Source organism: Paraburkholderia phenazinium (genome assembly GCF_900141745.1).
Lineage (GTDB): Bacteria > Pseudomonadota > Gammaproteobacteria > Burkholderiales > Burkholderiaceae > Paraburkholderia > Paraburkholderia phenazinium_B.
The window spans coordinates 2,110,332-2,135,054 of the sequence record NZ_FSRM01000002.1 but is presented as its reverse complement, the minus strand read 5'-3'; the positions used below and the strand labels follow the sequence as shown (position 1 = coordinate 2,135,054).

The window sequence follows — 24,723 nt, the reverse complement described above, 5'->3', positions numbered from 1 at the left end:
ACATCCCACACAAAGGAGAATGATCATGACCCGCACCATTTCCGAAAAACGCCAGGCATTCCGCGCGTTGCACGAAGACGGATGTTTCGTGTTGCCGAATCCGTGGGACGTAGGCAGCGCCCGTTACCTGGCATCCATGGGCTTCAAGGCACTCGCGACCACCAGTTCGGGCTTCGCGTGGTCGATCGGCCGGCCCGACAACGGAGTCTCGCGCGACGCGGTCATCGCTCACCTGCGCGAGATGGTCCAAGCGACGGATCTGCCGGTGAACGCCGACTTCGAAAGCGGCTTTGGCAGCGATCCCGCCGAAGTGGCGCAAAGCGTCCGGATGGCGGTGGACGCAGGCGTCGCCGGCCTGTCTGTCGAGGACTCGACGGGCGATGCGAAGTCGCCGTTACTTCCGGTCAACGTGGCCGTGGAACGGCTCGCTGCGGCACGACGCGCGATCGACGAAACAGGCGGCGATACGCTGCTCGTCGGACGTGCGGAGAATTTCGTTGCCGGCGTGCCCGATCTCGAAGACGCGATTACGCGTTTGCGCGCGTATGCGCAAGCCGGAGCCGATTGTCTGTACGCACCCGGCATCCAGACGCGCGAGCAGATCGAAGCGGTGGTCGCCGCGGTCAGGCCGAAGCCGGTCAATCTGCTGATCGGCGGACCCTCTGCGTTCACGCTCGACGAACTGGCGAAGCTCGGCGTACGGCGTGTGAGTGTGGGGGGTGCACTGGCCCGTGCGGCGTGGGGCGGCCTCGTGGCCAGCGTTCAGTCGCTTGCGGAGGGTCGCTTCGACGGCTTGTCGAAGGAGCCCTCAGGTGGATGGTTGAACAGTGTGTTTAAGGATCCGGCATAGCGTCCTGATCGATCGTCAAGCACCTTTTGCACTGAGCGACCCACGCAATGAATGGAGCCTCGCGTCCGCGCGAGGCTCCCGTTTCACTGACCCAGCCGTTCCCGACACACCGTTAGCGTCAGTTGACGGAGCCAGCGGTGAACAGGATCCACCTCCAGGCGCGGATGCCACATCTGCGACACGGTAATCTCGCCGGTTGTCACGGGAAGCTCAAAGGCGTGAGTGCCGGCGGATGCGGGCAATTCCTGCTGTGCGGACTGATTGTCCAGAACGGAAGCAGGCACCAGCGCGACCAGGTCGGAGGCTCGCGCCACCGCGAGCGCGGCGGGAAAACTCGGAACGACGGCGACAATCGTTCGTTCCAGTCCTAAAGCGGCCAGCGCCTCATCAACCGGTCCGATGGTGCGGCCGTGACGGGAGGCGACGACATGGCCGAAGGCGGTGTACCGTTGCGTCGTCACCTCAGGCTCCATCGCGAGCGGATGGCCTTGCCTGACAACGCCTATAAAGCGGTCGCGGAACAATGCCTGCACGCGGACTTCCGGTCCCATTTCGCTCAACACACCGATCTCGAGATCTGCCGAACCGTCTCGCAAGTACGCTGCCGTCTTCTCAAGCTTGGGTGCAAAACGCAAACACACACGCGGCGCAACCGCTGTCGCCGCGGCGATCAGCGAAGCACCAAAGGCTTCGACGAAACCATCGTTGGAACGAATGGTAAAGGTGCGCTGCAACGTCGAGAAATCAAGCTCCGTCGTTGCGGGACCCAGTACAGCACGTGCCTCGTGAACCGCATTCTGTGTGCGTTGACGCAGTGCCTCTGCATGGGGTGTCAAAACCATCTGGCGCCCGGCCCGAACCAGCAGCGGGTCACCGGTCGCCTCTCGAAGCCGGGTCAGGGTTCGGCTCATTGCCGAAGCGCTCAATCCCAGCCGACGCGCAGCACCGGCCACGCTGCCATCGGCAAGCAATGCGTCGAGCGCAATGAGCAAATTCAGGTCGGCTTCTGGCATGCCTGATCCTAGCACGCGCCGTTCAGACATGGCGTTTGATGCAGGTTATAAGTGCAACGGCTGCGCCTTCCGCCATGTCTCGTGGATCGATATATTCGTTGTACCGACTTATGACCCAAACACGTGGCACCTCAAAGCATGTTGTATCGGGTCTCGCTCATAGGAGTTACCAATGCAAGACACCTCTGCGCAGAAAACCGTCCTTCTCATCGGTGCATCCCGCGGCCTCGGATTCGCAATGGTCGAGGAATATCTCAAGCGTGGCTGGCAAGTGATTGCCACCGGGAGGGAGGGCTCAATACAACACCTGCACCGACTCGCGCAAAGCACTCAGGGTGCGCTGCTCGAAGTTGAAGCCGTCGATATCACGATCCCCGATCAGGTCGCCGCGTTACACGATCGCCTCAAGAATCGACGGCTGGATGTACTTTTCGTGAACGCTGGCGTCAAAAACGACGATCGCGAAACGATCGCCGACGTCTCGACCGAGGAATTCGTGCGCGTCATGGTGACGAACTCGTTGAGTCCGATGAGGGTAATCGAGGCGTTTCAGGATCTTGTGCGGCCGGCTGGAACGATCGGTGTCATGTCGTCCGGGCAAGGCAGCCTCACCAACAACACGAACGGCAATTACGAGGTCTACCGTGGCAGCAAGGCTGCCCTCAACATGTTCATGCGCAGCTTTGCCGCGCGTCACCAGAACGACCCGAAAACCTTGCTATTGATGGCGCCTGGATGGGTAAAGACGGACATGGGCGGCCCCGACGCGCGTCTGACTATCGAAGAAAGCATCCCGAACCTGGTGAACACGATCGAGGCTTACGAAGGGCGCTCCGGTTTGCATTATCTGGACTACCAGGGAAAAGTCGTTCCCTGGTGAGCGGCGACGAAAGCTTCAAGCAAACATTTCACTCGTCGCCCGGCACGCCGTAGCTCGGCGCTGCGGTCGGGTTCAACGCGCGCGTCAGATAGTCCTGCATTTGCGGTCGATAGGCGTGCCATAGCGCGTCCAGTTGTCCGATCGGATCGACCTCCGCCCAGTCGACCCGCAGATCGACGATCGGCCAGATCACGTCGCCCATCACCTTGAGCGCCGCCGAATGCACGGGCCCCGCTTCACCACCCGCCGCTATCGCGGCACGCATCGACGACAGCAAGCGCTCGGCCAACAGGCCGGGCGTTGTCTCGAACGCCTGAACCATCGCCTCGATGACCTGCACGTCCGCCAGCATGTTGCCGGCGGCGACGCATTGCTCACCCGCCACGGCGTGGTGCAGGCCCAGCGCTTCCTTGCCTGTGAAAAACGCCGTACGGCCCTGGCCGTCGATCACCGTCACCTGTCGATACTGGCTCCATCCGTCGCCGGCGAGCGCACGGTCGAGCGCTGCGGAAGGGTCGAGATGCCCTGCGTCTTCGAGGAGATCCAGAATCCGCGGCCCGAGGGCTGGCAGCGTAACATTCTGGGTCGCTACCGCGCCCACGCCCGCGCGCACCCACGGGCATCGGGCTCCCACCGAAATGCTGGACGAACTGATGGCGATCCCAAGCTGGCCCGTTTTCGCACAACGCCCAACGATGGAGAATGTCATGTGCCGCTCCTTTTAATCCTGATTCGGCTTCCAGTTATCGGGAATCACCGCGATCACGTCGATCTCCATCAGCCATTGAGGCTGACCCAGGGCGCTGACCACGAGGCCGGTGGAAATCGGATAGACCCCCTTCAACCATTTACCGACTTCCTGATACACCGGCTCGCGATAACGCGGGTCGATCAGGTACGTGGTGGTCTTGACGATATGCGACAGGTCGCTGCCCGCTTCCTCGAGCAGCTGCTTGACGTTCTTCATCGCCTGCTCGGCCTGAGCCTGCGGATCGCCGAGCCCGATCAGATTGCCATCGAAATCCGTGCCCACCTGCCCGCGCACATAAACGGTGTTGCCAGCCCGCACGGCCTGGCAGAGGTCGTTATCCAGCGCCTGGTTGGGGTAAGTATCCTTCGTGTTGAACATGCGGATGCGGGTGTGCGTAGGTTGGTTCATCATGCGCCTTCAGCGTAGTGAAAAAAATCCTGTGTTTGACGTTGCGACGCATCGCGATACGAGAGATACCCGCGCTGCGTGGCGATATGGTCGGCAATGTGCATGGCGTCGTGCCACACACCCCAGATGAAACTGGAGCCACGCCGCGACAACCACGGTAGGCCCAGAAAATAAACGCCGGGCTCGGACGACACGCCTCGTTGATGTTGCGGCTTTCCGTTCGCGGCGAAGGCGCTGACATGCAGCCAGCTGTAGTCGGCCGTATAGCCAGTCGCCCAGACAATGGAAGTCACGCCAGCCTCCGCGAGATCGAGCTCGAGAAGCGGATGGGTCACGCATTCGGGATCGGCCAGCATTTTGCGCGCCTCCGGTTCTTCCGGAAGGTCCAGGCCATTTCGAGCGATATACGCGTCCGCCGTGTCGAGCAGCGCCAGATAGTTTTCGTCACCGCGGGTGAGGTTGGCTGCAAGATCCGGCTGGAAGGCGACGACGCCGCGCTCGAACGATTTCGTCAGACCGGCGAGTACGATGCCTTGCTGGGCAAGCGCCCGGAAGTCGACGGTATGGCCGCCACGGGCACCGCTCACCGCAATGGTGACGTGCTCCCTGCCCGGTGTCGCGACCTCCTTGTCCCACTCGCCCAGCACGCCTAACCACCAGCAGTAATCGCGGTTGCGATAGGCGCGCGGCGGACGATCATGCGGCCCCACCGAGAGATATACCTGCCTGCCCGAGCGCTGCAGTTCATCGGCAATCTGCACCCCTGACGACCCGGCTCCCACTACCAGAACGGCGCCCAGGGGCAACTGGCCTGGATTGCGGTAGTCGGCGGAATGAATCTGCGTGAGCCGCTCGTCGTGCGGCGCAACAGGCGGAATCAGGGGACGCTGGAACGCGCCGGTCGCGACCACCACACGATTGGCCTCGACAATGCCCTCCGACGTCTCAATCGTGAAACCAGGCCGGCCCGCGCTACGCTCCACTTTCGTCACCTCGACGCCGGTGCGGATAGGCGCATTGAACTGCCTCGCATACGCTTCGAAATAATCCGCCACCCGGTCTTTGGACGGAAAGGCGTCGGGATCGAGATCGTCGAATTCCAGACCCGGAAACCGGTCATGCCATGCCGGGCCGTTGGCCACCAGAGAGTCCCAACGTCCCGTGCGCCAGCGCTCGGCAATGCGGCTGCGTTCCAGCACGAGATGCGGCACCCCTTGCCTGCTCAGATGTTCGCTCATGGCCACCCCGGCCTGACCGGCGCCCACCACAAGCGTATCGATTGACGTTTTTTCAGCTGTCATGGCTGTTCCCTTCCGAAAGGCAGCTTGAGTGCGGACATGGTCCGTGGCAGCGCTGCAGGCACGCCGCGCCGGATTCGATGAATGCAATCTACGCCCGCCTCAAGCATCCGAAAAACATATTTCAAAAATGCAATACATCGCTTTTCCCTATGCAAACGGATTTCTTTCGACGCACAATCGCGACAGATAAAACGTCGAGGAGCAGGCGATGGAAGTGGGTCAATTGCACTATTCGCTGCGGCAGTTGCGGTATTTCGTGGTCACCGCGGAAGCGCTGTCATTCACCGCGGCGGCGAAGAAACTGCATATCTCGCAGCCGTCGATCTCGACGGCGCTTGCCGACCTGGAAGCGTCGTTCGGCGTGCAGCTGTTCATCCGCCATCATGCGAGCGGCCTGTCGCTGACGCAGGCCGGGCGCGACATGCTCGGACAGGCGCGCAATCTTCTGAAGAACGCGGAGGAGCTGCAGTCCGCTGCACGCGAGATGGACGGCGGCATGTCAGGCGTAATCGCACTCGGCTGCATGGTCTCGCTCGCGCCGCCGGTCATGCCGGCGCTCATCAGCCGCTTCATTGCTAGCCACTCGGGCGTCACCTTCCGCACCGAGGAAGCCCATCAGGACGACCTGCTGCACGGCCTGCGCGACGGCACGCTCGATCTCGCGCTCACCTACAGCCTCGACCTCACCGACGAGGTCGCCTTCACGCCCCTCGTTTCGCTGCCGCCCTACGTGATTCTGCCCAAGCTGCACCGGCTCGCCCGCGCACGCGCCGTCTCGCTTACGGATCTGCTCAACGTGCCGTATGTGATGCTCGACCTGCCGCACAGCCGCGAATACTTCGCAGGACTGTTCGAAGCGGTCGGCACGCGGCCTGTGCCTGCGTTCCGTTCGTCGCAGCCGGAAGTGGTGCGCGGGATGGTCGCAAACGGCCTCGGCTACAGCCTCCTTAACTTCCCGCTGAAGTCGCTGAGAACCGTGGACGGCGCGGACTTCGTCATCAAGCAGTTCAAGGACGACGTGACGGCGACCACGCTTGGCATCGCACAATCGCGCGAACTGAAACCACGCCAGTTAGTGAAGCGATTCGCGGACTTCTGCGAGACGCACATCCGCGAACTGCATCGCAGTGACTGAGCCGGCCGGCCCGATGCCTGCATAGGAAAAAACTGGCTTTTACATCCGAAAACAATATTTTGGCTGGCAATTTGACTTGGTAGATTGGTGTCCATCGCAACGCAATGCCGAACCGGAGGCCATATGGCTGCCCTTGCAACGTCGCCGGATGCCGGACCCGAGATCGCCCGCGAATTGCTGGCGAACTGCGAGCGCCCGTTCGACGATGCGCGCGCCATGCCGCCACGAGTCTATACGTCTGACGCATTTCTCGCGCTCGAACAACGCGAGATCTTTCACAAGCAATGGCTTTGCGTAGGGCGCGCCAGCACGCTCAGCAATCCTGGTGATTACCTGAGCGCGCAGATCGACGGCCAGCCCATCGTGGTACTGCGTAACGAACAGGGCGAGCTGCGCGGCCTGTCGAACGTGTGCCTGCATCGCATGTCGGTGCTGCTCGAAGGACGCGGCAACGTCAGACGTATCGTGTGCCCGTATCACGCATGGAACTACACGCTCGATGGCGCCCTTGCCGGCGCACCGATGATGGAGCGGCAGGCAAGCTTCTGCAAGGAAAGCTACCGGCTGCCGTCGATCCGCTGCGAAACCTGGCAAGGCTGGATCTACGTCACGCTTGATCCTGACCTGCCGTCCGTCGCAACCCAGCTCGAAGAACTCACGCAACTGATCGAGCCGTACGGCATGTCCGACTACGTCGAGACGTTCTACGAAGAACACGTGTGGGACACTAACTGGAAGATCCTCGCGGAAAACTTCATGGAGAGCTACCACCTGCCCATGCTGCATCGTGCCACGGTGGGCCCGCATTCACGGCTCGAAGAGATGGAGTGCCCGCCCGGACGCGCGGCCTTCAACTATCATTGGATTACGAAGGAAGCGTCGCTGCCGATCGGCAATGCGCACCCCGGCAATACGCGTCTGCAGGGACACTGGCGCCGCACGACCGCGCTCCTCGCGATCTACCCGACGCATCTCGTCACGCTCACGCCGGGGTACTTCTGGTACCTCGTGCTGCAGCCGCGCGGTGTGGGCAAGGTGCACATCCAGTTTGGCGGCGGACTCTCGCCCGAGTTTATCGACGATCCCAAAGCGGCCGACTACATGGCCACGCTGAAGACCCTGCTCGACGAGGTCAATGCGGAAGACCGGCGCGGTGTCGAAGCCGTGTTTCGCGGCGTGCATGCCCCGCTCGCGAGGCCAGGCAACCTGAGCCACCTCGAGCGGCCGAACTACGACTTCGCGCGCTATCTCGCGCAGCGAACCGCTTCGTCATGACGCGCGTGAGCCGCGCACCGGATGATCACACGACCATGTCCAGCCAATCGTTCATTTCATTCGCAGGGGTCAGCAAATCGTACGACGGCGTGCATAGCGTCGTCGAAGGTCTCGATCTCGATGTCGCGCGCGGCGAATTCGTCTCACTGCTCGGCCCGTCCGGTTCAGGCAAGACCACGACACTCATGATGCTGGCAGGATTCGAGTCGCCGACGCACGGCGAGATTCGCCTGAACGGCAAGCGGCTCGACGACAAGCCGGCGCACCAGCGCGATATCGGCATGGTGTTCCAGAACTACGCACTGTTCCCGCACATGACGATCGCGCAGAACGTCGCGTTTCCGCTGTCGGTCCGCAAGATTGGTCGTAACGAACAGAAGGCGCGCGTGGCGCGCGCGCTTGAGATGGTCGAGCTGCCCCACCTCGCGGCACGCCGGCCGGCGCAGCTTTCCGGCGGCCAGCAGCAGCGCGTCGCGCTGGCACGCGCATTGGTATTCGAGCCGAGCGTGGTGCTGATGGACGAGCCGCTTGGTGCGCTCGACAAACGCCTGCGCGAAAGCATGCAATACGAAATCATGCGCCTGCATCGCGAGTTGTCGCTGACCGTCGTCTACGTGACGCACGACCAGAACGAAGCGCTGACGATGTCGGACCGCGTCGCCGTGTTTTCCGACGGCCGTATCCAGCAGGCCGCGACACCGACCGAACTCTATGAAAATGCGGCGAATGCGTTTGTGGCGAACTTCGTCGGCGAGAACAACGGCTTGACTGGCCGCGTCGTCGCGAGCGAGGGCGAGTGGGCCACGCTGCAGCTCGCCGACGGCACCACCATCAGCGGCCGCGCCGGAGCCGAACTGCGCACCGGCGGCGAAGCAATGCTGGCCTTGCGGCCCGAGCGCGCGCACATCGCGGCAGCGGCGGCTGCGACGGCCGATGCCGCGCGCGGCGAAGGCGATTCGAATGTCGTGCATGCGCTCGTGCAGGAACTCGTCTATTGCGGCGACCATCACCGCGTGCATCTGAAACTGGCACACGGCGAGAGCGTCGTCGTGAAAGTGCCCAACACACAGCATCGCGATCTGCCTGCACTTGGCCATACCGTGGCCGTGACGTGGCGACGCGACGACTGCAAGGTACTGGCCGCCGTTTCGCCGCGCGTCGCGGTTACCGCCGACGGCCCCACCCAGGTTTCGCCCTCATCGTCCGCATCGCCACTCATCGCAGGAGTTAACTAAAATGCACGCTACTCGCTCTCCCATCCGGCACGGCGCTATTTTTACCGCCGTCACGGTCCTCTCTGTCCTGTCTTCGATGGCGCACGCCGCCGACACGTTGTCCGTCGTCACGTTCGGCGGCGCTTACGAATCGGCAGCAAAACAGGCCTGGTTCGAGCCGTTCACCGCAAAGACCGGGATCGGCTTTTCGACGGAATCGTACGACGGCGGCCTCGCGAAACTGTCCGCGATGGAACAGGCGAAGAACCCCACGTGGGATCTGATCGACCTCGAAACCAACGACGCCATCACGGCATGCGACGAAGGTCTGCTGCAGAAGTTCGACCGCAAGCAGCTCGGCAATACCGCTGACTTTCTGCCTGGCTCGATCAGCGATTGCGCCGTCTCGGCGATGGTGTGGTCGACCGTGTATGCGTACGACACGACAAAGCTGAAGACGCCGCCCACCTCCATCAACGATTTCTTCGATCTGAAGAAATATCCGGGTAAGCGCGGCATGCGCAAATCGCCGAAGGTGGCGATGGAATGGGCGCTGATCGCCGATGGCGTTGCGCCGAAGGACGTCTATAAGGTGCTCGGCACGCCCGCAGGCGTCGACCGCGCATTCAAGAAGCTCGACACGATCAAGTCGAGCATCGTCTGGTGGGACGCGGGTGCGCAGGCACCGCAGCTGCTCGCGGACGGCGCGGTCGTGATGACGCAGGCTTATAACGGCCGCATCGACGATGCCACGCACAAGGATGGCAAGCCCTTCAAGGTCGTCTGGGATGCGCAGGTCTACGACTACGAATGGTGGGGCATTCCGATGGGCGCCAAGCACGCGGCCGACGCGGAGAAGTTCATCGTCTCGGCATCGACTCCGCAGGCCTATGCGGACCTCTCGAAGTACATCGCGTATGCGCCGCCGCGCAAGGAAGCGATTCCGCTGATCGACAAGGCACGCCTCGCCGATCTGCCGACTGCGCCGGCCAACTTCAAGCGTCCGCTGCAGATCGATGCGACGTTCTGGGCCGACAACGCGGATGCGATCAGCAAGCGCTTCCAGGTGTGGCTCACGCAGTAACGAGAACGGGCGAGACGATGAACACGCCAATGCAGCCCACATCAACGATCGGCGCCGGCAACCCCGGCGGCGTTCGTCACGCCTGGCAGCGCGCCCGTCGCAAGGCCGCCCTGCAGGCGTTACTGCTGGCGTTACCGTTGCTCGTGTTCCTGCTCGCCACCTTCATCGCGCCCATCGCCAGTCTGCTGGCGCGCAGTGTGCAGAATCCCGAAGTGCGCGGCAGCATGCCGCAACTGACGGTGGCGCTACGGGCGTGGGATGGCAACGGCGTGCCTGGCGAACCGGTTTTTGCCGCACTCGGGCAAGACTTGCGGCAATCGGCCGAAGCCGGCGAACTCGGTAACATCGCACGCCGAATGAATTTCTATCAGCCGGAGTTCCGCAGCCTGCTGATGAAGACGGCACGCGAAACGCGCTCGCAGACACCCGACGCGTGGAAGCCTGCGCTGATCCAGATGGACCCGCGCTGGGGCGAGAACGAAACATGGCGGCTGCTAAAACGCGCCGCCACGTCGCCGACGCCGGACTACCTTCTCAACGCGATCGATGCACAGATCGCGCCGGACGGTTCCGTGACACCGGTGCCCGCGGACAGCGCCGTCTATCGCGCCGCCTTCGTGCGCACCATCCAGATCAGCGCGACCGTCACGCTCTTGTGTCTGCTGCTCGGCTACCCCGTTGCCTATCTGCTCGCGACGCTACCGCCAAAACAGGGCAACCGGCTCATGCTGTTCGTCATCGTGCCGTTCTGGACATCGCTGCTGGTGCGCACGACCGCGTGGTACGTCCTGCTACAGCCGAGCGGCGTCATCAACACAGCCTTGATGCGCTTCGGCATCGTCCATCATCCCGTGCCGCTGGTCTTCAATCGCACCGGTGTGCTGATCGGCATGACGCACATTCTGCTGCCGTACATGATCCTCGCGATCTATTCGGTGATGAAGGGCGTTTCGCCGGTGTACGTACGGGCCGCGCAATCGCTGGGGGCGCATCCGGTCACGGCATTCATCCGCGTCTATATTCCGCAGACGCTGCCAGGCGTCGGCGCCGGCTGCTTTCTCGTCTTCGTGCTTGCGCTCGGCTACTACATCACGCCTGCGTTACTGGGCGGCGCGGGGGACGAGATGATCAGCCAGCTGATCGCATCGCAGACCAACGAGCAGCTCAACTGGGGACTCGCGGGCGCCCTGTCGTGCTATCTGGTGGTCTTCACGGCCCTCTTCTATTTCGTCTTCAACCGGCTTGTCGGTATCGACCGGCTGCGCTTCGGCTAGCGGAGAGACCAGCATGCAACCCCAACGTCACCAAACGCTGTCCGAACGTATCGCCGGCGCCGGGCTGCGCGTGCATTGCGCGTTGATCTTCCTGTTTCTCGTCGCGCCGATTCTCGCGATCGTGCCGTTGTCGTTCAACGCAGGCTCGTTCTTCTCCTATCCGATGGAAGGCATTTCGCTGCGCTGGTACGCGCAAGCGTTCGGCTCGCACGACTGGCAGCTCGCGTTCGCGAATAGCATCGGCATCGGCGAGGTCGCGACATTGATCGCAACCTGCCTTGGGACACTCGCCGCGCTCGGGCTGAGCCGTCCGGTGTTCCCATTTCGCACGATCATCATGCCGCTGCTGATTTCGCCGATGATCATCCCAATCGTGGTGGTCGCCGCCGGCTTTTACCTGATCTTCGCGCCGCTCGGACTCGTGAACTCGTACATGGGCGTAGTGCTCGCGCATGCGGCGCTTGGCACGCCGTTCGTCGTGATCACGGTGACCGCCTCGCTGCTGTCGTTCGACCAGAGCCTGCTGCGCGCCGCCTCCGGTCTCGGCGCGCGGCCGTGGACCACCTTCCGCCGCGTCACGCTGCCGCTGATCGCACCGGCTGTGGCGACGGGCAGCGTGTTCGCGTTCGCCACGTCGTTCGACGAGGTGATCGTTATTCTCTTCATTGGCGGTCCTGAGCAGCGCACCGTGCCGCGTCAGATGTGGAGCGGCATCCGCGACCAGATCGATCCTTCGATTCTTGCGGTGGCGACGGTGTTGATTGTGTTTGCAACGTTGTTGTTCACTGCGATGAACTGGTTGCGTGGGCGGGCGGCGGCTGCGTCATCGGTTTGATGGGGTGACGGATCGTATAGCCAGTCAAGACTCTCTCTCTGCGCCGCCTCGTAGACGTCGCCGATCCTCAAGTTCTTGCCGCGAACGCTGCAGCGCATCGGCGATCAGTTGTTCGTCGGGCAACACCGTTTGGTACTCCGCCGCCAAAACTTTATTTGGCAGATTGTCGAGGGCGTAGTGTGCCTCGGCCGCACCCTTCTCGGCGCAGAGGATCAGACCCACAGGTGGATTCTCGCCCGGCATCGTCCAATGCTCCTTGGCGTAATTGAGGTAGAGATGCATTTGCCCGGCATCGGCGTAACTGAAGCGCCCAGCCTTCAGATCGATAATGATTAAGCAACGAAGACGGCGATGGAAGAAGACGAGGTCCACACGAAACCATGTGTCATCGATACGCAATCGCCGCTGACGACCAATGAACGCAAACTCGTCACCCAGTTCCAGAAGAAAGTCTGCCAGGCGCTGGATCAGCGCGTCTTCCAGGTCGCTCTCGGAGTATTCGTCTTTGAGTGCTAGAAACTCGAGAACGAAGGGATCTTTGATCGCCGCCTCCGGCGTCGCCAGGTCAGAAGCTTCCGCTGACTCTGCCGTCTTTAGCATTGCCGCCTTGTTCTTTGACACAGCAATCCGCTCGTAGAACTGGCTTTCGACCTGGCGGTCGAGTTGTCGCACGGACCAGCCACACCGCAAAGCTTCGGTCTGGTAGAAGGCTCGGGCGCCCGGATTCCTCACAGATAACAGCCGCACATAAGCTGACCACGGAAGTGGAAAGCATACGGCGAGCTTCGCGAGGTCCAAGGTTTGAACGTGACCCGTCTGCATCGGTGATTTTTCAGACGGCGTCTGAAAAATCACCTCAGGAGGCCATGTGAGATAAAAGCGCCGCATCTGACTGAGATTGACCGCCCCAAAACCTCTACCAAACCGTCGGCTCAGATCGACGGCCAAGCGCTTGATCAGCGCTTCTCCATACTCAGCCCGCCCCTCGCCAGCCTGTTCAAACTCGACGATACGTCGGCCCACAAGCCAGTATGCAGCGGTCATAACGGCGTTGACGTGGCGCGCGGCGGCTTGGCGTGCAGATTCAACAACACCAACAATATCGGCTTGAATCCCGGCATAGGTCGCTGGCGCGATGTCGGAGTTCTTCATGGAATGCTCACCTCTTCATCTTCATTAACTGCTTGCCGGCGGTGTGTCCCACCAGCGCAACTCCGGTCTGCGGCGCCTCGCCCATATTGCCTGCGGAAATTCTGCGAGCCGGAGCCAGCATCGGCCCGTCTTCGCTCTCTTCCTGGCAGCTTGAGCCTACGCATAATCCTATCCATGTTATGAAAATGCAAGGCCCGTTGCGAGAGCAGCCCGAGCCTCCCTTTCCCCAAGCCGTCTCAGTGCCCTCGTTTCACTCGAATATCCCATTAACACTTTGTTTTTAAAGTGAAATGCCCCGTTTTTTCCAACATGCGGAATGATCGGACGGGGCTATTTTTCGCGAGCTATCTTTACCCTTGACACAAGTATCGGACGAGCGCGAATCGTACAGATCGCGGCGCGGCCGGATTTCCATTCATCGAATTTCTTACGGTAGATCGTCATGTTCAAAGCGCTGAAGAGTGGCCGACGCGGGTGGGCTGTGCGTGGCCGTACCGGGCAAGTCATGTTGTTGCTGGCGACAGCAGCGATGGTTGCAACCTCGTCATATGCAATCGCGGCTGAAAAGGCTGCCGTGCTCTTGCCAGGCAGCATCAACGACCAGAGCTGGAACGCCCAGGGCTACGAAGGGGTCAAGCGTCTGAAGGCCATGGGCTGGGATGTCGCCTACTCCGAGAACGTCCAGCCCGCCGATATGGCGCAGGCGATGCGCGACTACGCGCAACGCGGCTATAGCGTGGTGATCGGTCATACAGGCCGTTTCCAGTCCGCGGCCGAGGCTGTCGCCCCGCGCTTTCCCAAAACGATCTTCGTGGTGGGTTCCGGGGCGTCGGGAGAAGGCAAGAACGTCACGTCGGTCGATTTCGACAACACCCAGTTCGGCTTTCTCGAAGGCGTGCTGGCGGCGCGCATGAGCAAGACCGGCAAGATCGGCTCGGTCAACGGACTCGAGGGCCTGCCCAACGTCGTAGCCCAGGTGGGCGCGTTCCGCAAGGGAGCGCTGAGCGTTAGACCTGACATCCAGGTCAAGGTCATTTACGTGCAGGACATGGAGGACGCGGCGGGCGCCAAGGAAGCGGCGCTGTCACTGGCCGCGTGGGGCGCGGATTTCATCACCGGCAAGCTCAATGCAGGGCAATCCGGAATCATCGAGGCAGCCAAGGAGAAAAATATCTACGCGACAGGCCGCTCGGTCGGCGACACGGCGATCGCGCCGAACAACGTCTTGACCAATATCGTCGAACAATGGGGCGACATGTATGCGGCGATTGCGGCTGCGGCCGCCAAGGGCTCGGGCGGCGGCCAATATCAGCTGTACGGCTTGAATAGCAAGGGCAGCACCGGTGCCCAACTGCAATACCTGCAGGGCCAGCCGTTCAATCCCGCGGTGCCTGCGGCGGTGGTCCAGGAACTCAATGCGGATGAGCAGAAATTCGCCTCGGGCACCCTGAAAGTATCCGTCACGGCGAAGGACGCGCGAGGCGGACTCTGACGCCTGCCCGCTAACGAGATGAACAGGCGCCGTAACACGGTTGCGCCGCAACACCGCAGCAATGGCACCAGGCACCACAGGACATTCGATGACAGCAATGCTCGAGATGCGCGCGATCAGCAAGCGCTTCGGCAACGTACAAGCCAATCACGCAGTCGATCTTACGGTGCAGACCGGGCGTATCGTCGCGTTGCTGGGCGAGAACGGCTCGGGCAAAAGCACGTTGATGAAGTTGCTGTTCGGCATCGTGAAGCCCGATAGCGGCACGATCGTTTTCAAGGGACAAGAACTGGCAGCGCAAAGTCCCAAGGAAGCGATTGCGGCAGGTATCGGCATGATCCATCAGCACTTCATGTTGGTGGAGTCGATGTCGGTGGTCGACAACGTGATGCTCGGCTGGCCGGCGGCCGGCCGCTGGCTGCGCCGCGCAGAAATGGCTGAAAAGATTCGCGAGGCCAGCACGCGCTATGGACTGGAACTCGAACCTCAGCAACTGATACGGGATCTGCCATTCGGCGCACGCCAGCGCGTCGAGATCATCAAGGCGATCATGCGCGGTGCAGATCTGCTGATTCTCGATGAGCCCACCTCCAATCTGAGCGCCCCTGAGGTTGCGAGCCTGATGGCAGTGATGCGCCGTCTCAAGGATGAGGGTCGCTCGGTCATCTTCATCTCGCACAAGCTCGGTGAAGTGATGGAAGTCTGTGACGAGGGTATCGTGCTGCGCAACGGCCGGGTTGTCAGCACGTTCGAAGTGGGCTCCGTCACGCGTGCGCAGCTTGCACGCATGATGGTGGACCGCGATCTGGAGAGCGCCGCAGCACGCGACGAACGTCCGGCGGGGAGCCACGTGCTGAAGGTTGAGCACCTGAGTCTGTCCGACGGGCGGGGCCGTGCGTTGCTGAACGACGTTTGTTTCAGCTTGCGCGAAGGAGAGATCCTCGCGCTGGCCGGCGTGGACGGCAACGGCCAGACCGAACTGGTCGAGACCCTGGCTGGCCTGCGCGAGTGCTCGAGCGGCACGATCGAGCTGGCGGGTGTCGACATCACCGCGGCCAACACCAAGGCGCGGCTCGCCGCGGGGCTCGCCTACATCCCGGTGGACCGTGCCAGTACCAGTATCGTGCCGGCCATGACGATCGAGGATAACCTCGCGATGCGCGACTACACGTCAAGACCGTGGCGTCGCGGCATGCTGCTTGACCGCCGTGCGTTCCGCCAACAGGCGCTCACCCATATCGCCGGATTCGGCATTGCATGCGCCGGGCCGGCCACTACAGCGGACGCGCTATCGGGAGGCAACCAGCAGAAGATCGTGCTGGCGCGCGAACTGGGCAGGCGTCCGCGCGTGTTGCTCGCTGCGCAGCCCACCTGGGGTCTCGACCCAGGTGCCACTCGCTTCGTGATCGACCAGATCCTCGCCTTGCGCAACAGCGGCGCGGCAGTGCTGTATATCTCGGCGGAACTCGAAGAAGTCCTGATGATTGGCGACCGCATCGGCGTGCTGAGCGCGGGCCGTCTCCAGGGCGTCGTGCCGCGTAGTGAAGTGGACCTCACGGCGATCGGCATGATGATGGCCGGCGCGGTACGCGAGCGCATGCCGGTAAGCGATCAACAGGATGCGGTGCGATGACGGGGCTAGAAAAACAGATGCAGGCACACGACACACTGCCTTGGGCCGACCGCTGGGTGCGCGCCGCTGGCGCCGGCCGCAGGCTGCAATATTCACTGCTCGCGGTGCTGCTCGCCTTCGGCGTGGCGGCGTTTTTCATCATGCTGTCCGGCAAGAATCCGTTGCTTGCGTATCGGGTCATGGCGCGCGGCGCATTCGGCTCGGTCGACGCGATCTCATTTGCCTTGAACAAAAGCGCGCCGTACATCCTCGCAGGCGTCGGCGTGGCGTTGTGCTTCCGGGCCCGCATTATCAACATCGGCGGAGAAGGACAGATTGCCGTCGGCGGCATCTGTACGACATGGGCAGCCTTGCATTGCGGCGCCGCGCCAGGACCGCTGCCGATCATCATCTCGCTCGCAGCTGGCGCCCTCGGCGGTGCCCTGTGGAGTGGCATCGCTGCCCTGCTACGCATCTGGCGCGGCGTCAACGAGGTGATCGCCACGCTGATGCTGAACTTCGTCGGTCTGCTGATGGTCGGCGAGGTCCTCAATGGACCGATGGGCGAAGTCGGCGCGGGATTTCCGCAATCGCCCGTGGTGCCGGATAGCGCCTTTTTGCCGATCATCTGGCCTGGCAGCGATCTGCACATGGGCATTCTGCTAGCGCTCTTTCTGTGCGCCGTCTGCGCCGTGCTGCTGTGGCGCACGCCGTTCGGCTTCGGCTTGCGACTGATCGGCGCCAGTCAGCCGGCAGCGCGTTACGCGGGTGTCTCGTTCGCGCGCAGCATGCTGCTCGTGATGCTGCTCGCCGGTGCGTTGGCCGGCAGCGCAGGCGGCGTCGAGGTGCTGGGCGTCCAGTACCGCCTGATCGATGGATTCTCGGTTGGCTTTGGCTTCAAGGCGGTCGCAGTGGCACTGCTTGGCCGGCTTGATCCGCTTGCGGTGGTGCCAGCGGGACTTTTCTTCGGCTTCGTCGAAGCCGGAGCGCTGGCGATGCAGCGTGAGATCGGCGTCCCGTCATCGCTTGTCGACGTGATTCAGGGGCTGGCGATGGTGTTTGTACTGTGTTCGATCGGACTCGACAAAAGGCGGCAACGCGTATGAGTTTCACATTGAATTCGGCTGAAGTGGGCGGCTTGCTCGCCTCCACGGTCAGGGTCGCCTCCCCGCTGCTGTTTGCCGCGCTGGGTGGCGTGCTGTGCGAAAGCGCCGGCACCTTTGCAGTTTGTATCGAAGGCATGATGCTGATGGGCGCGTTCGCGGGGGCCGTGGTGGCGTACCTGACCGGCAGCGTGGCGTTCGGGCTGGCGGCCAGTGCGTTGGGCGGCGCGTGCGTCGGCCTGCTGGTCGCCGTGTGCACTGGACGCTTTCGCACCGATCACATGGTGACGGGGCTGGCCATCAACATCCTCGTGCTGGGCTTGACCAGTTTCCTGTTGCGCGGGCTATTCGGTGGACGGGCGCCGAACATCCAGATGCAGACGCTCGCACCATTTACCGTGCCGTTGTTGTCGCGCATCCCGCTGATCGGACCCGCGCTGTTCCAGCAACCGTTGTTGACCTACGCCGCGTTCCTGACGGTGCTGCCATTGCAGCTGCTGCTCAAGCGCACTCAACCTGGTCTGATGCTGCGCTCGGCCGGTGAGAACCCCGCCGCGGTGTTTGCGACCGGCGCCAACCCGGCCGCCATCCGCGCGTGGGCGGTGATTGCCGGCGGCGTGTTTGCGGGTCTCGGCGGCGCCGTCCTGTCCTTGCAGGAACTGGGGACATTCACCGACGGCATGACCAACGGCCGCGGCTTTATCTCGCTCGCTGCGGTGCTGATTGGCCGCTGGTTGCCGGTGCGCACGATGCTGGCTTGCCTGTTGTTCGGCGCGACCAATGCGATCGGGCTGAACATGCAAGGCTGGAACCTGCCCGTGAGCTCCTATGTGATTCAGATGATGCCTTACCTGATCGCGCTAGGCGTGTTGTGCTGTTTCGGACGCTCGACTCGCATGCCCGCGGCGCTCGGCGCCCCGGTTTCTACCCATTGATGCCGGTCTTTGCGCCGCCAGAGAACACTTCCGATAGTCCTGGAGAACCAAATGAAAGTAGGTGTGCACAAGATTGCAATGGCGTCACCCGCCGATACGTCCCAACTGGCTGCGTTGATCGATGCAGGCACGCTCGATCCGCGCGAGATTGTTGCCGTGATCGGCAAGACTGAAGGCAATGGAGGCGCAAACGATTTCACGCGCGGCTTCGCGACGCAATCGTTTCAACTGTTGCTGGCGGAGCGGCTCGGTGTCCCATTGGCGGAGATCGCGCAACGCGTGTGCTTCGTCTGGTCCGGCGGCACCGAAGGCGTGTTGTCGCCGCATGCAACAGTGTTCACACGCGAGGAGACGCAGCCCGCGGCTTCCAGTAGCGAACCTCGTCTCGCGCTGGGTGTGACGACCACGCGCGACCTGCTGCCGGAAGAAGTCGGCACGGCTACCCAGGTTGAACTGGTGGCAGCGGCAGTTCGCGAAGCGATGGCGCAGGCCGGGATCACGAAAGCGGGCGATGTTCACTACGTCCAGGTCAAAGGCCCGCTGTTGACTCCGGCCTTGATTGCCGACGCGGACAAGCGTGGCAAGACACTCGTCACTCGCGATGCGAACGGCTCCAAACCTTACGCACGCGGTGCTACCGCCCTCGGCGTGGCGGTAGCGCTTGACGAAGTCAGCAATGACCAGATCGACGATGCGGTTATCGCACGGCGCATGGATCTGTTCTCGTCGGTGGCGTCGACATCGGCGGGTGGGGAGCTCAAAAATTGCGAGGTGCTGTTGTTCGGCAACTCGCCGGCGGCCACCAGCGATTTCACGATCCGTCACGGCATCCTGCATGACGTGGTGGATGCGGATGCGATCCGCGCATTGCTCGGCGATACGGCAACGGCTGCGGGGTCGTCCGGCAGCGAAGCGGTGGCGGCCGTGTTCGCCAAGGCCGACGCGAGCCCCAACGGCCGCATTCGCGGCTGGCGTACCACGATGTTGTCGGACGCGGATATCAATTACGAGCGCCACGCCCGCGCGGCGCTGGGAGCGGTGATTACGTCGATAGTCGGGAATCCTGCCATTTTTGTTTCGGGTGGAACCGAGCACCAATGCGCGCCGGGAGAAATGCCGATCGCCGCGATCATGCATGTTTGACGAACGGGGCGCAAACCTTGACGAATCAAAATGGACTGTGGGCCTGCTCGGCCGCCGATCTTTCAGAAGCGTATGCCGCCGGCACCTGCTCGCCGGTCGATGTATTCAATAGCGTGGTGGCCCGAACCGAGGCGGTCAATGCGCAAATCAACGCCGTCGTGACACTTGACCCCGCCGGCGCACTGCAGGCCGCACACGAGAGCGAAGCGCGCTGGCGTGCGGGCACGCCGCTCAGTCAGCTCGACGGCGTGCCGATCACGGTCAAGGACAACATGGTGGTGCGCGGCATGCGCTCGACATGGGGGAGTGCCCTGTACTCGGAATTCATGCCTGACGCCGATGAACTGCCAGTGGCACGTCTGAGGGCCGCGGGCGCGGTGATCTTCGGCAAGACCAACTGCCCCGAGTTCACGGTGCAAGGCTATACGGACAACCTCCTGTTCGGGCCAACGCGCAATCCGTGGAACCTCGCCCTGACGCCAGGTGGCTCCAGCGGCGGCGCGGTCGCGGCGGTCAGCGCGGGCCTGTGCCCGATCGCGCTGGCTACCGATGGCGGCGGCTCCATCAGGCGCCCAGCGTCTTACACCGGCCTCGTTGGCCTCAAGCCGTCACGTGGACGCGTAGCACGCGCCGAAGGCTTCGCGACCGTGCTGCACGATTGCGAGGTGGTTGGTCCGATCGCCCGCACGATCGAAGACGTGCGGCTCGTGATGCGGATCATCGGGCTGCCCGATAGCCGGGACCCGCTGTCGACACAGTTGCAGGAAGATGCGTTCGAAGCTCAGACGCCTCCGCCCTGCCGCATTCTCTATGTGCCGAGCTTCGGCGGATCGCCAGTCGACCCTGCGATTGCTCACAGCGTCGCGCAGGCGGCTCGGGCGCTCGAGTCGCTTGGCCATGAGATCCACGTCGGCAGCGAGCCGTTCGATATCGACGCGCTGGGGCAATCGTGGTCCGTCGTGAGCCAGACGGGCTTGTCATGGCTAATGGGCTATCACGATGGATGGGAGGCGCAGGTCGGCGAGGAGATTCGCAAGCTCATCACAAGCGGGTCCGCCTTGTCCGCTTCGCAGTACTACGAAGCGCTCGTTCAGTTTGCCAAACTGAAACGCGAGCTGGAGCAGGTGTTCGACAGCTACGACATGATCATGACGCCGTCCGCCGCGGCGATGCCGTGGCCAGCGGCCGAGGCGTTTCCCAACATCATCGACAACCGCACGGTCGGACCGCGCGGCCACGCCGTCTTCACCGCGTTCGTCAATATGGCCGGCAGTGCCGCGCTTAATCTGCCGGCCGCGCCTGCGCCGGACGGCATGCCGATCGGTTTCCAGCTGGTCGGGCCAATCTGCAGCGATGCGCTGCTCTGCAATGTCGGCGCGCAGTACCAGCGGGAGTACGTCGCAGACATGCCGTGGCCGGCGCTCTGAGCGAGACCCGGTAGTGGGGTCGTCCGGCGGCGCTTCGTCGCCGGACGTGTCGCTCAGTGGGGCTGGGATGCCCTGATGCGCAGTATCTCTTCCATTTCCTTCGGCACGCGGCCGCCCATGGCCGAAGTGATTTCGCGGGCCGCCAGCATGACATGCCAGCTCAGGTTGTCGAGCCGTTCATGGGTGATGCGCAGCGTCGGGCCGACCACCGAGATCGCCGCGAAGGCAACGCCAAATTCGTTGAATACCGCAGCCGCGACGCAGCGCAAGCCGACCGCCGTCTCTTCGTTGTCGATCGCATAGCCGGCGCGGCGGATCTCCGTCAGCGCGTCGTGTAGCGCTGTACCTCTCACGATCGACTGCGGCGTGCGCCGCTGCAAACCGCCATTCTGGATGATCTGCGTGGCCCGCGCGGGCGGCAGCCACGCCAGGATGGTCTTGCCCATTGCTGTATTCGCGAGCGGCGAGCGACTGCCCGGGCGCGAGATCGCCCGCATCATCTGCTTGCTTTCAACCTGGTGGATCAACAGGATTTCATCCTGGTCGAGCCCGCCAATGTTGACGGTCTCGCCTGCCAGATCGCGCAGCCTGCGCACGATTGGCGTGGCCAGTTCCACCATGTTGCGGCGTGGACCGAAGGCCGAACCGACCGAGAAGCATTGCGCACCGATTCGCCAAAGGTTCTTGTCGGCTTCGAACGAAACAAAGCGACGCTGCTGCATGGTGGTCAACAGGCGGTGGATGGTGGGCGCGGGCAAGCCGCTGCGCTCCGCGAGATCGACCAGCCTGTAGCCATCGTCGTCTTCCGCGAGGATCTCCAGCAACGAAAGCGCTCGCGACAATGCCTGCACCGAAGTCCGGTCTTCGCGAATGATGGGTTGAACATTGCCACGCGTTCTGGCGCGGGCCGTCTTGAGGGATTCGCTTGTCATGGCTGCTGGCACCTTGTCGTTTCGCGACAGCGTTACTGTCGAACTGTACTTTTAATTTCTGACACAGTTAAGCAAGTCCCATGCCGTTCCTGGACTCGTATTTCTTCGCGTTTGCACCATAGAAGCGATACGCGCTCAACGTAATTGTGCATGCAGCCGCAACCATGCACCACTAGGGTTCAACGGCGGCGCTGCGCGCGCCTTGCGGCGAACCACTGGCTGCCCGTACGCTTCCCCTCCGCTTCATTCAAAAGAAAAAGTCGCCAAGCATTTGAAAATAAAGCTCTTTTCTTCACGCTTTCATCCTGCGAAATCGTCGCTCAAGGGGGATTCTGGCTCGTTACTTTGCCGACAGTTCCCATGACTGCCATGCAGGCTGTTCACGGGCCACTCATCCTTCAATCGCTGTGCGGATAAAAACATGAAAATCAGACCCAGGCCTCTGGCACTTCGCGTGCTGAGCCACGAAATGCTCAAGCTGCTTATGTTAGTTATGCCAATTTACGCGTCGGCGCAGACGGTAGATGCAACACAGCCGCCCGTGGTGAACGACCTTGTCGACATGTTCACGCAAGGGCAATTCTCCGGCGATTTCAGGACGTTTTACTTTGCCGCTCATAACGCGTTCTTCAACAAAGGTCTTAACCAGAACACCATCAACTATGGCGGTGGGCTCGCCTACCAGACCGCAACGCTCTACGGATTTTCTCTCGGCGTGAGCGGGTATATCTCGCGCCCGCTGTTTCACCCCTCCGACCCGTCGCGGATCGACGGCAGCCTGGGTCCGACGTTCACCGAGCTCGGCGAAGCTTATGTGAAGTATCAGCACCAGCTCTTTAGCGTGACGGCAGGCAACCAGGAATTCGATGTTCCGTTCATTTCGCCGTACGACTACCGGATCGCGCCGCAACTGTTCCAGGGCGTGTCGACTACCTACGGTACGAAAGACAACTATATTCAGGCCTTCCGCATGTTCCGCTGGGAGTCGTGGATCAGTGGCTCTTTCACCAACCAGACGACCTACAACGCAAGCTTCGATTCCGCATCGAAAATCGGCAACGAGAGCACGAGCGGGTTCTATGGTGTGGGCGGCGCTGGCACCCTGAATGTCGGCCAGCTTAACCTCAAGGGACAGGCGTGGTACGTCAACTATATGGACTACACGCAAATGGGCTATGCGGATGGCCGGATCAGCGCAAACGAGGGCAGCTTCAGGCCGTACGTGGGCGCACAGGTTGCGATCGAGGGTGGTTCCGCAGGCTTGCTCGGGGACGTGCATAGCCAGGTGTACGGGCTGCAGCTCGGCGTAAAGCACAACTCCATCGATGCCAACCTCGACTACGACTACACCCGGCCCGACTCGCACTCCTACCTGAACGGTGCGCTGGTGACACCTTACGCGCACAACATCGCTTCAGGTCCGCTGTTCGCCCAGCCGTTCATCACGAGCACGCAGGATCTGGGATCGGGTGCCGCTTATGGCGTCGAGGTCAGTGGAAATCCGACCCAGGGCCTCACGCTGGGCGCTGGTTATTCGTTCATGCACCTGATTAGCACGCCAGGCACGCCGTATCTCGACCAGTCGGAATACCTCGTGTACGCCATGTACAACTTCTCAGGACGCCTGAAGGGATGGAACGTGACAGACTTCTTTGCATACCAGACGTCGCCGGCCAAATCGTCGCAGTTCTTCCAGAACCGGCTGCAGATCCAGTACGCGTGGGGCCAGTAGTCCCGTGTCGCAGTGCTCCGCACGAGCGCTGCGAGGCATCGTCCCGAGCCGGTCATCTCCAGTGGTCATTAGCGGATTCCAGCGGCGCACTGCCGAAACGGCGACTAATGTACTGTGGGATGTTTGCCGGAGTCACCACGACCACGGACGATGAATCGCCAATAGCCGACGCCGGCAGCAGCTTGTGGAAATGCATGATCTGGTGGCACGCGTTGCGCAGATCCAGACGCAGGTCATGATGCAAAACCGCGCTAATGCTTCCATCGCGCAACAGTCGAATGTTGTCCCTGTCGAGATCATGCGCAATGAAGCACTGTGGCGCTTTTCCCATGCCATGCAGGGCGCGGAGTATCGCGACATTGCCACCGCCCATCGAGTACACCGCTGCGATGGCCTTTTTTCTGCCGACGGCTTTTCGCACGCGCTCCTCGGTCAGGGCGTCGAGCCCATGGCCGCCACTGGCGTCTACCAGGGCCAGTTTCGGATAGCGCGCGCGCAGTTCATCGCGAAAGCTGAGCTTACGATCTTCCTCGCCCCGGAAGCTGTCGTCGCTCATCGCCACAAGGACGTTTCCGTGTGACTGCGCAAGCCACTGACCGATCAGAAAGGCGGCGGTCGCACCCGCCATCCGGTTATCCAGACCCGCGTATGCAATCCGAGCCGATCGCGGTATATCGGTGAAAATCGTCACGACCGGAATGCCGCGTTGACGCAGTGCGGCAATTGCGTCCGTCACCTCAGGGACGTCACGCGCCTTGAGCAGCACACCATGTGTGCCTCTGCGGCCCATCGCCTCCAGTGCGTCCACCACCTGCGCGGTCGTCATGGTGTCCTGCATCGTGAAGCGTGGCCTGAATACGGCTGGGCGTAGAGTGGGAAGCTCCGATTCGAATGCTTCGCGTATTTCGTCGCAGAACCGGCTCGGCGCTTCCACCAGGACGTCGACGACAAGTTTTCTCCCGGTGACTGCCAATTGAAACTGCTGCCGCTCCAGTTCCTTGATCGCGTGTTGAACCCGCTGACGGCTGCGCTCGTGCACGTTTGGGCGGCCATTCAGCACGCGGTCGACCGTGGCGAGGCCAACGCCAGCCTGCAGCGCAATTTCCTTCATCAGAAAGCGACGGGCCATGGATTCCACTTGAGGTGTTTTTGATGTGTTTATGGTACCGCAGACC

General features: G+C 62.2%; 22 protein-coding genes. 15 read left to right on the top strand and 7 right to left on the bottom strand.

All coding sequences use genetic code 11. The annotated features are described in order from the left end of the window. The first annotated feature begins 25 nt into the window (after nucleotides 1-25). Nucleotides 26-850 carry an isocitrate lyase/PEP mutase family protein gene (locus tag BUS06_RS29450; protein WP_074267885.1) on the top strand — a complete coding sequence of 275 codons (825 nt, stop codon included), beginning with the start codon at nucleotides 26-28 and terminating at the stop codon, nucleotides 848-850. An 83-nt stretch (nucleotides 851-933) separates the two neighbouring features. On the opposite strand, the gene BUS06_RS29445 is transcribed toward BUS06_RS29450, so the two are convergent. Continuing rightward, complete coding sequence (locus BUS06_RS29445) at nucleotides 934-1,863, bottom strand: LysR family transcriptional regulator (protein ID WP_074267884.1); 930 nt, start codon at nucleotides 1,861-1,863, stop codon at nucleotides 934-936. Between the two features lie 172 nt (nucleotides 1,864-2,035). On the opposite strand from BUS06_RS29445, the gene BUS06_RS29440 reads away from it, so the two are divergent. Then, a complete protein-coding gene (locus BUS06_RS29440) occupies nucleotides 2,036-2,743 on the top strand; it encodes an SDR family NAD(P)-dependent oxidoreductase (protein ID WP_074267883.1) in 708 nt (235 codons plus the stop codon). 28 nt (nucleotides 2,744-2,771) lie between these two features. Here BUS06_RS29440 and BUS06_RS29435 read toward each other — a convergent pair whose 3' ends face one another. Genes BUS06_RS29435 through BUS06_RS29425 form a run of 3 tightly spaced genes read right to left on the bottom strand, consistent with a single transcriptional unit; the run spans nucleotide 2,772 to nucleotide 5,203 of the window. After that, nucleotides 2,772-3,452, bottom strand: a complete 681-nt coding sequence (locus BUS06_RS29435) for a DUF1028 domain-containing protein (RefSeq protein ID WP_074267882.1) — start codon at nucleotides 3,450-3,452, stop codon at nucleotides 2,772-2,774. Nucleotides 3,453-3,464: 12 nt separating this feature from the next. Next, nucleotides 3,465-3,902, bottom strand: coding sequence for a RidA family protein (locus BUS06_RS29430; RefSeq protein WP_074267881.1), 438 nt, complete (start codon nucleotides 3,900-3,902; stop codon nucleotides 3,465-3,467). Next, nucleotides 3,902-5,203, bottom strand: coding sequence for a flavin-containing monooxygenase (locus BUS06_RS29425; RefSeq protein ID WP_074267880.1), 1,302 nt, complete (start codon nucleotides 5,201-5,203; stop codon nucleotides 3,902-3,904). Before BUS06_RS29425 ends, BUS06_RS29430 begins: the two co-directional genes overlap by 1 nt. Before the next feature lie 208 nt (nucleotides 5,204-5,411). On the opposite strand from BUS06_RS29425, the gene BUS06_RS29420 reads away from it, so the two are divergent. The 6 genes from BUS06_RS29420 to BUS06_RS29395 all read left to right on the top strand — a co-directional run bounded on the left by BUS06_RS29420 (nucleotide 5,412) and on the right by BUS06_RS29395 (nucleotide 12,020). Then, on the top strand, nucleotides 5,412-6,338 hold the full coding sequence (locus BUS06_RS29420; protein ID WP_074267879.1) for a LysR family transcriptional regulator: 927 nt from the start codon (nucleotides 5,412-5,414) through the stop codon (nucleotides 6,336-6,338). A 123-nt stretch (nucleotides 6,339-6,461) separates the two neighbouring features. Beyond that, on the top strand, nucleotides 6,462-7,613 hold the full coding sequence (locus BUS06_RS29415; protein ID WP_074267878.1) for an aromatic ring-hydroxylating oxygenase subunit alpha: 1,152 nt from the start codon (nucleotides 6,462-6,464) through the stop codon (nucleotides 7,611-7,613). Nucleotides 7,614-7,648: 35 nt separating this feature from the next. After that, the gene (locus BUS06_RS29410) at nucleotides 7,649-8,848 is read left to right on the top strand and encodes an ABC transporter ATP-binding protein (RefSeq protein ID WP_074269353.1); all 1,200 of its coding nucleotides are present in this window, start codon (nucleotides 7,649-7,651) and stop codon (nucleotides 8,846-8,848) included. A 76-nt stretch (nucleotides 8,849-8,924) separates the two neighbouring features. Next, complete coding sequence (locus tag BUS06_RS29405) at nucleotides 8,925-9,911, top strand: ABC transporter substrate-binding protein (RefSeq protein ID WP_143787747.1); 987 nt, start codon at nucleotides 8,925-8,927, stop codon at nucleotides 9,909-9,911. 17 nt (nucleotides 9,912-9,928) lie between these two features. Continuing rightward, complete coding sequence (locus BUS06_RS29400; RefSeq protein WP_074267876.1) at nucleotides 9,929-11,185, top strand: ABC transporter permease; 1,257 nt, start codon at nucleotides 9,929-9,931, stop codon at nucleotides 11,183-11,185. A 13-nt stretch (nucleotides 11,186-11,198) separates the two neighbouring features. Next, entirely contained in the window at nucleotides 11,199-12,020 is an 822-nt protein-coding gene (locus BUS06_RS29395) for an ABC transporter permease (RefSeq protein ID WP_074267875.1), read from the top strand. A gap of 24 nt (nucleotides 12,021-12,044) precedes the next feature. On the opposite strand, the gene BUS06_RS29390 is transcribed toward BUS06_RS29395, so the two are convergent. Next, nucleotides 12,045-13,172: a PDDEXK nuclease domain-containing protein gene (locus tag BUS06_RS29390; RefSeq protein WP_074267874.1), complete on the bottom strand. Its 1,128-nt coding sequence runs from the start codon at nucleotides 13,170-13,172 to the stop codon at nucleotides 12,045-12,047. Between the two features lie 442 nt (nucleotides 13,173-13,614). On the opposite strand from BUS06_RS29390, the gene BUS06_RS29385 reads away from it, so the two are divergent. The 6 genes from BUS06_RS29385 to BUS06_RS29360 all read left to right on the top strand — a co-directional run bounded on the left by BUS06_RS29385 (nucleotide 13,615) and on the right by BUS06_RS29360 (nucleotide 20,884). Then, a complete protein-coding gene (locus BUS06_RS29385) occupies nucleotides 13,615-14,664 on the top strand; it encodes a BMP family protein (RefSeq protein ID WP_074267873.1) in 1,050 nt (349 codons plus the stop codon). 88 nt (nucleotides 14,665-14,752) lie between these two features. Continuing rightward, the gene (locus tag BUS06_RS29380) at nucleotides 14,753-16,297 is read left to right on the top strand and encodes an ABC transporter ATP-binding protein (protein ID WP_074267872.1); all 1,545 of its coding nucleotides are present in this window, start codon (nucleotides 14,753-14,755) and stop codon (nucleotides 16,295-16,297) included. Then, nucleotides 16,294-17,382 carry an ABC transporter permease gene (locus BUS06_RS29375; RefSeq protein WP_083611660.1) on the top strand — a complete coding sequence of 363 codons (1,089 nt, stop codon included), beginning with the start codon at nucleotides 16,294-16,296 and terminating at the stop codon, nucleotides 17,380-17,382. The genes BUS06_RS29380 and BUS06_RS29375 overlap by 4 nt, the downstream gene beginning before the upstream one ends. Next, nucleotides 17,379-18,314: an ABC transporter permease gene (locus tag BUS06_RS29370; protein ID WP_074267871.1), complete on the top strand. Its 936-nt coding sequence runs from the start codon at nucleotides 17,379-17,381 to the stop codon at nucleotides 18,312-18,314. The genes BUS06_RS29375 and BUS06_RS29370 overlap by 4 nt, the downstream gene beginning before the upstream one ends. Nucleotides 18,315-18,365: 51 nt before the next feature. Continuing rightward, nucleotides 18,366-19,457, top strand: coding sequence for a cyanuric acid amidohydrolase (locus tag BUS06_RS29365; RefSeq protein ID WP_074267870.1), 1,092 nt, complete (start codon nucleotides 18,366-18,368; stop codon nucleotides 19,455-19,457). Between the two features lie 17 nt (nucleotides 19,458-19,474). After that, entirely contained in the window at nucleotides 19,475-20,884 is a 1,410-nt protein-coding gene (locus tag BUS06_RS29360; protein WP_074269351.1) for an amidase, read from the top strand. A 53-nt stretch (nucleotides 20,885-20,937) separates the two neighbouring features. Here the strand turns inward: BUS06_RS29360 and BUS06_RS29355 are convergent, their stop codons facing one another. Then, entirely contained in the window at nucleotides 20,938-21,816 is an 879-nt protein-coding gene (locus BUS06_RS29355) for an IclR family transcriptional regulator (protein ID WP_074267869.1), read from the bottom strand. Nucleotides 21,817-22,237: 421 nt separating this feature from the next. Between BUS06_RS29355 and BUS06_RS29350 the strand changes: the two genes are divergently transcribed. Continuing rightward, the gene (locus BUS06_RS29350) at nucleotides 22,238-23,548 is read left to right on the top strand and encodes a hypothetical protein (protein WP_074267868.1); all 1,311 of its coding nucleotides are present in this window, start codon (nucleotides 22,238-22,240) and stop codon (nucleotides 23,546-23,548) included. A gap of 52 nt (nucleotides 23,549-23,600) precedes the next feature. Here the strand turns inward: BUS06_RS29350 and BUS06_RS29345 are convergent, their stop codons facing one another. Next, nucleotides 23,601-24,677, bottom strand: a complete 1,077-nt coding sequence (locus BUS06_RS29345) for a LacI family DNA-binding transcriptional regulator (protein ID WP_074267867.1) — start codon at nucleotides 24,675-24,677, stop codon at nucleotides 23,601-23,603. Between the last annotated feature and the right edge of the window lie 46 nt (nucleotides 24,678-24,723).

What these genes read in the sequence shown, in the direction of transcription:
- BUS06_RS29405 (WP_143787747.1), top strand. Translation starts at nt 8,925, where the DNA reads ATGGCGCACGCCGCCGACACGTTGTCCGTCGTCACGTTCGGCGGCGCT.
- BUS06_RS29430 (WP_074267881.1), bottom strand. Translation starts at nt 3,902, where the DNA reads ATGAACCAACCTACGCACACCCGCATCCGCATGTTCAACACGAAGGAT.
- BUS06_RS29425 (WP_074267880.1), bottom strand. Translation starts at nt 5,203, where the DNA reads ATGACAGCTGAAAAAACGTCAATCGATACGCTTGTGGTGGGCGCCGGT.
- BUS06_RS29415 (WP_074267878.1), top strand. Translation starts at nt 6,462, where the DNA reads ATGGCTGCCCTTGCAACGTCGCCGGATGCCGGACCCGAGATCGCCCGC.
- BUS06_RS29365 (WP_074267870.1), top strand. Translation starts at nt 18,366, where the DNA reads ATGAAAGTAGGTGTGCACAAGATTGCAATGGCGTCACCCGCCGATACG.
- BUS06_RS29370 (WP_074267871.1), top strand. Translation starts at nt 17,379, where the DNA reads ATGAGTTTCACATTGAATTCGGCTGAAGTGGGCGGCTTGCTCGCCTCC.
- BUS06_RS29400 (WP_074267876.1), top strand. Translation starts at nt 9,929, where the DNA reads ATGAACACGCCAATGCAGCCCACATCAACGATCGGCGCCGGCAACCCC.
- BUS06_RS29385 (WP_074267873.1), top strand. Translation starts at nt 13,615, where the DNA reads ATGTTCAAAGCGCTGAAGAGTGGCCGACGCGGGTGGGCTGTGCGTGGC.
- BUS06_RS29445 (WP_074267884.1), bottom strand. Translation starts at nt 1,863, where the DNA reads ATGCCAGAAGCCGACCTGAATTTGCTCATTGCGCTCGACGCATTGCTT.
- BUS06_RS29380 (WP_074267872.1), top strand. Translation starts at nt 14,753, where the DNA reads ATGACAGCAATGCTCGAGATGCGCGCGATCAGCAAGCGCTTCGGCAAC.
- BUS06_RS29420 (WP_074267879.1), top strand. Translation starts at nt 5,412, where the DNA reads ATGGAAGTGGGTCAATTGCACTATTCGCTGCGGCAGTTGCGGTATTTC.
- BUS06_RS29450 (WP_074267885.1), top strand. Translation starts at nt 26, where the DNA reads ATGACCCGCACCATTTCCGAAAAACGCCAGGCATTCCGCGCGTTGCAC.
- BUS06_RS29390 (WP_074267874.1), bottom strand. Translation starts at nt 13,172, where the DNA reads ATGAAGAACTCCGACATCGCGCCAGCGACCTATGCCGGGATTCAAGCC.
- BUS06_RS29410 (WP_074269353.1), top strand. Translation starts at nt 7,649, where the DNA reads ATGTCCAGCCAATCGTTCATTTCATTCGCAGGGGTCAGCAAATCGTAC.
- BUS06_RS29375 (WP_083611660.1), top strand. Translation starts at nt 16,294, where the DNA reads ATGACGGGGCTAGAAAAACAGATGCAGGCACACGACACACTGCCTTGG.
- BUS06_RS29395 (WP_074267875.1), top strand. Translation starts at nt 11,199, where the DNA reads ATGCAACCCCAACGTCACCAAACGCTGTCCGAACGTATCGCCGGCGCC.
- BUS06_RS29350 (WP_074267868.1), top strand. Translation starts at nt 22,238, where the DNA reads ATGAAAATCAGACCCAGGCCTCTGGCACTTCGCGTGCTGAGCCACGAA.
- BUS06_RS29435 (WP_074267882.1), bottom strand. Translation starts at nt 3,452, where the DNA reads ATGACATTCTCCATCGTTGGGCGTTGTGCGAAAACGGGCCAGCTTGGG.
- BUS06_RS29440 (WP_074267883.1), top strand. Translation starts at nt 2,036, where the DNA reads ATGCAAGACACCTCTGCGCAGAAAACCGTCCTTCTCATCGGTGCATCC.
- BUS06_RS29355 (WP_074267869.1), bottom strand. Translation starts at nt 21,816, where the DNA reads ATGACAAGCGAATCCCTCAAGACGGCCCGCGCCAGAACGCGTGGCAAT.
- BUS06_RS29345 (WP_074267867.1), bottom strand. Translation starts at nt 24,677, where the DNA reads ATGGCCCGTCGCTTTCTGATGAAGGAAATTGCGCTGCAGGCTGGCGTT.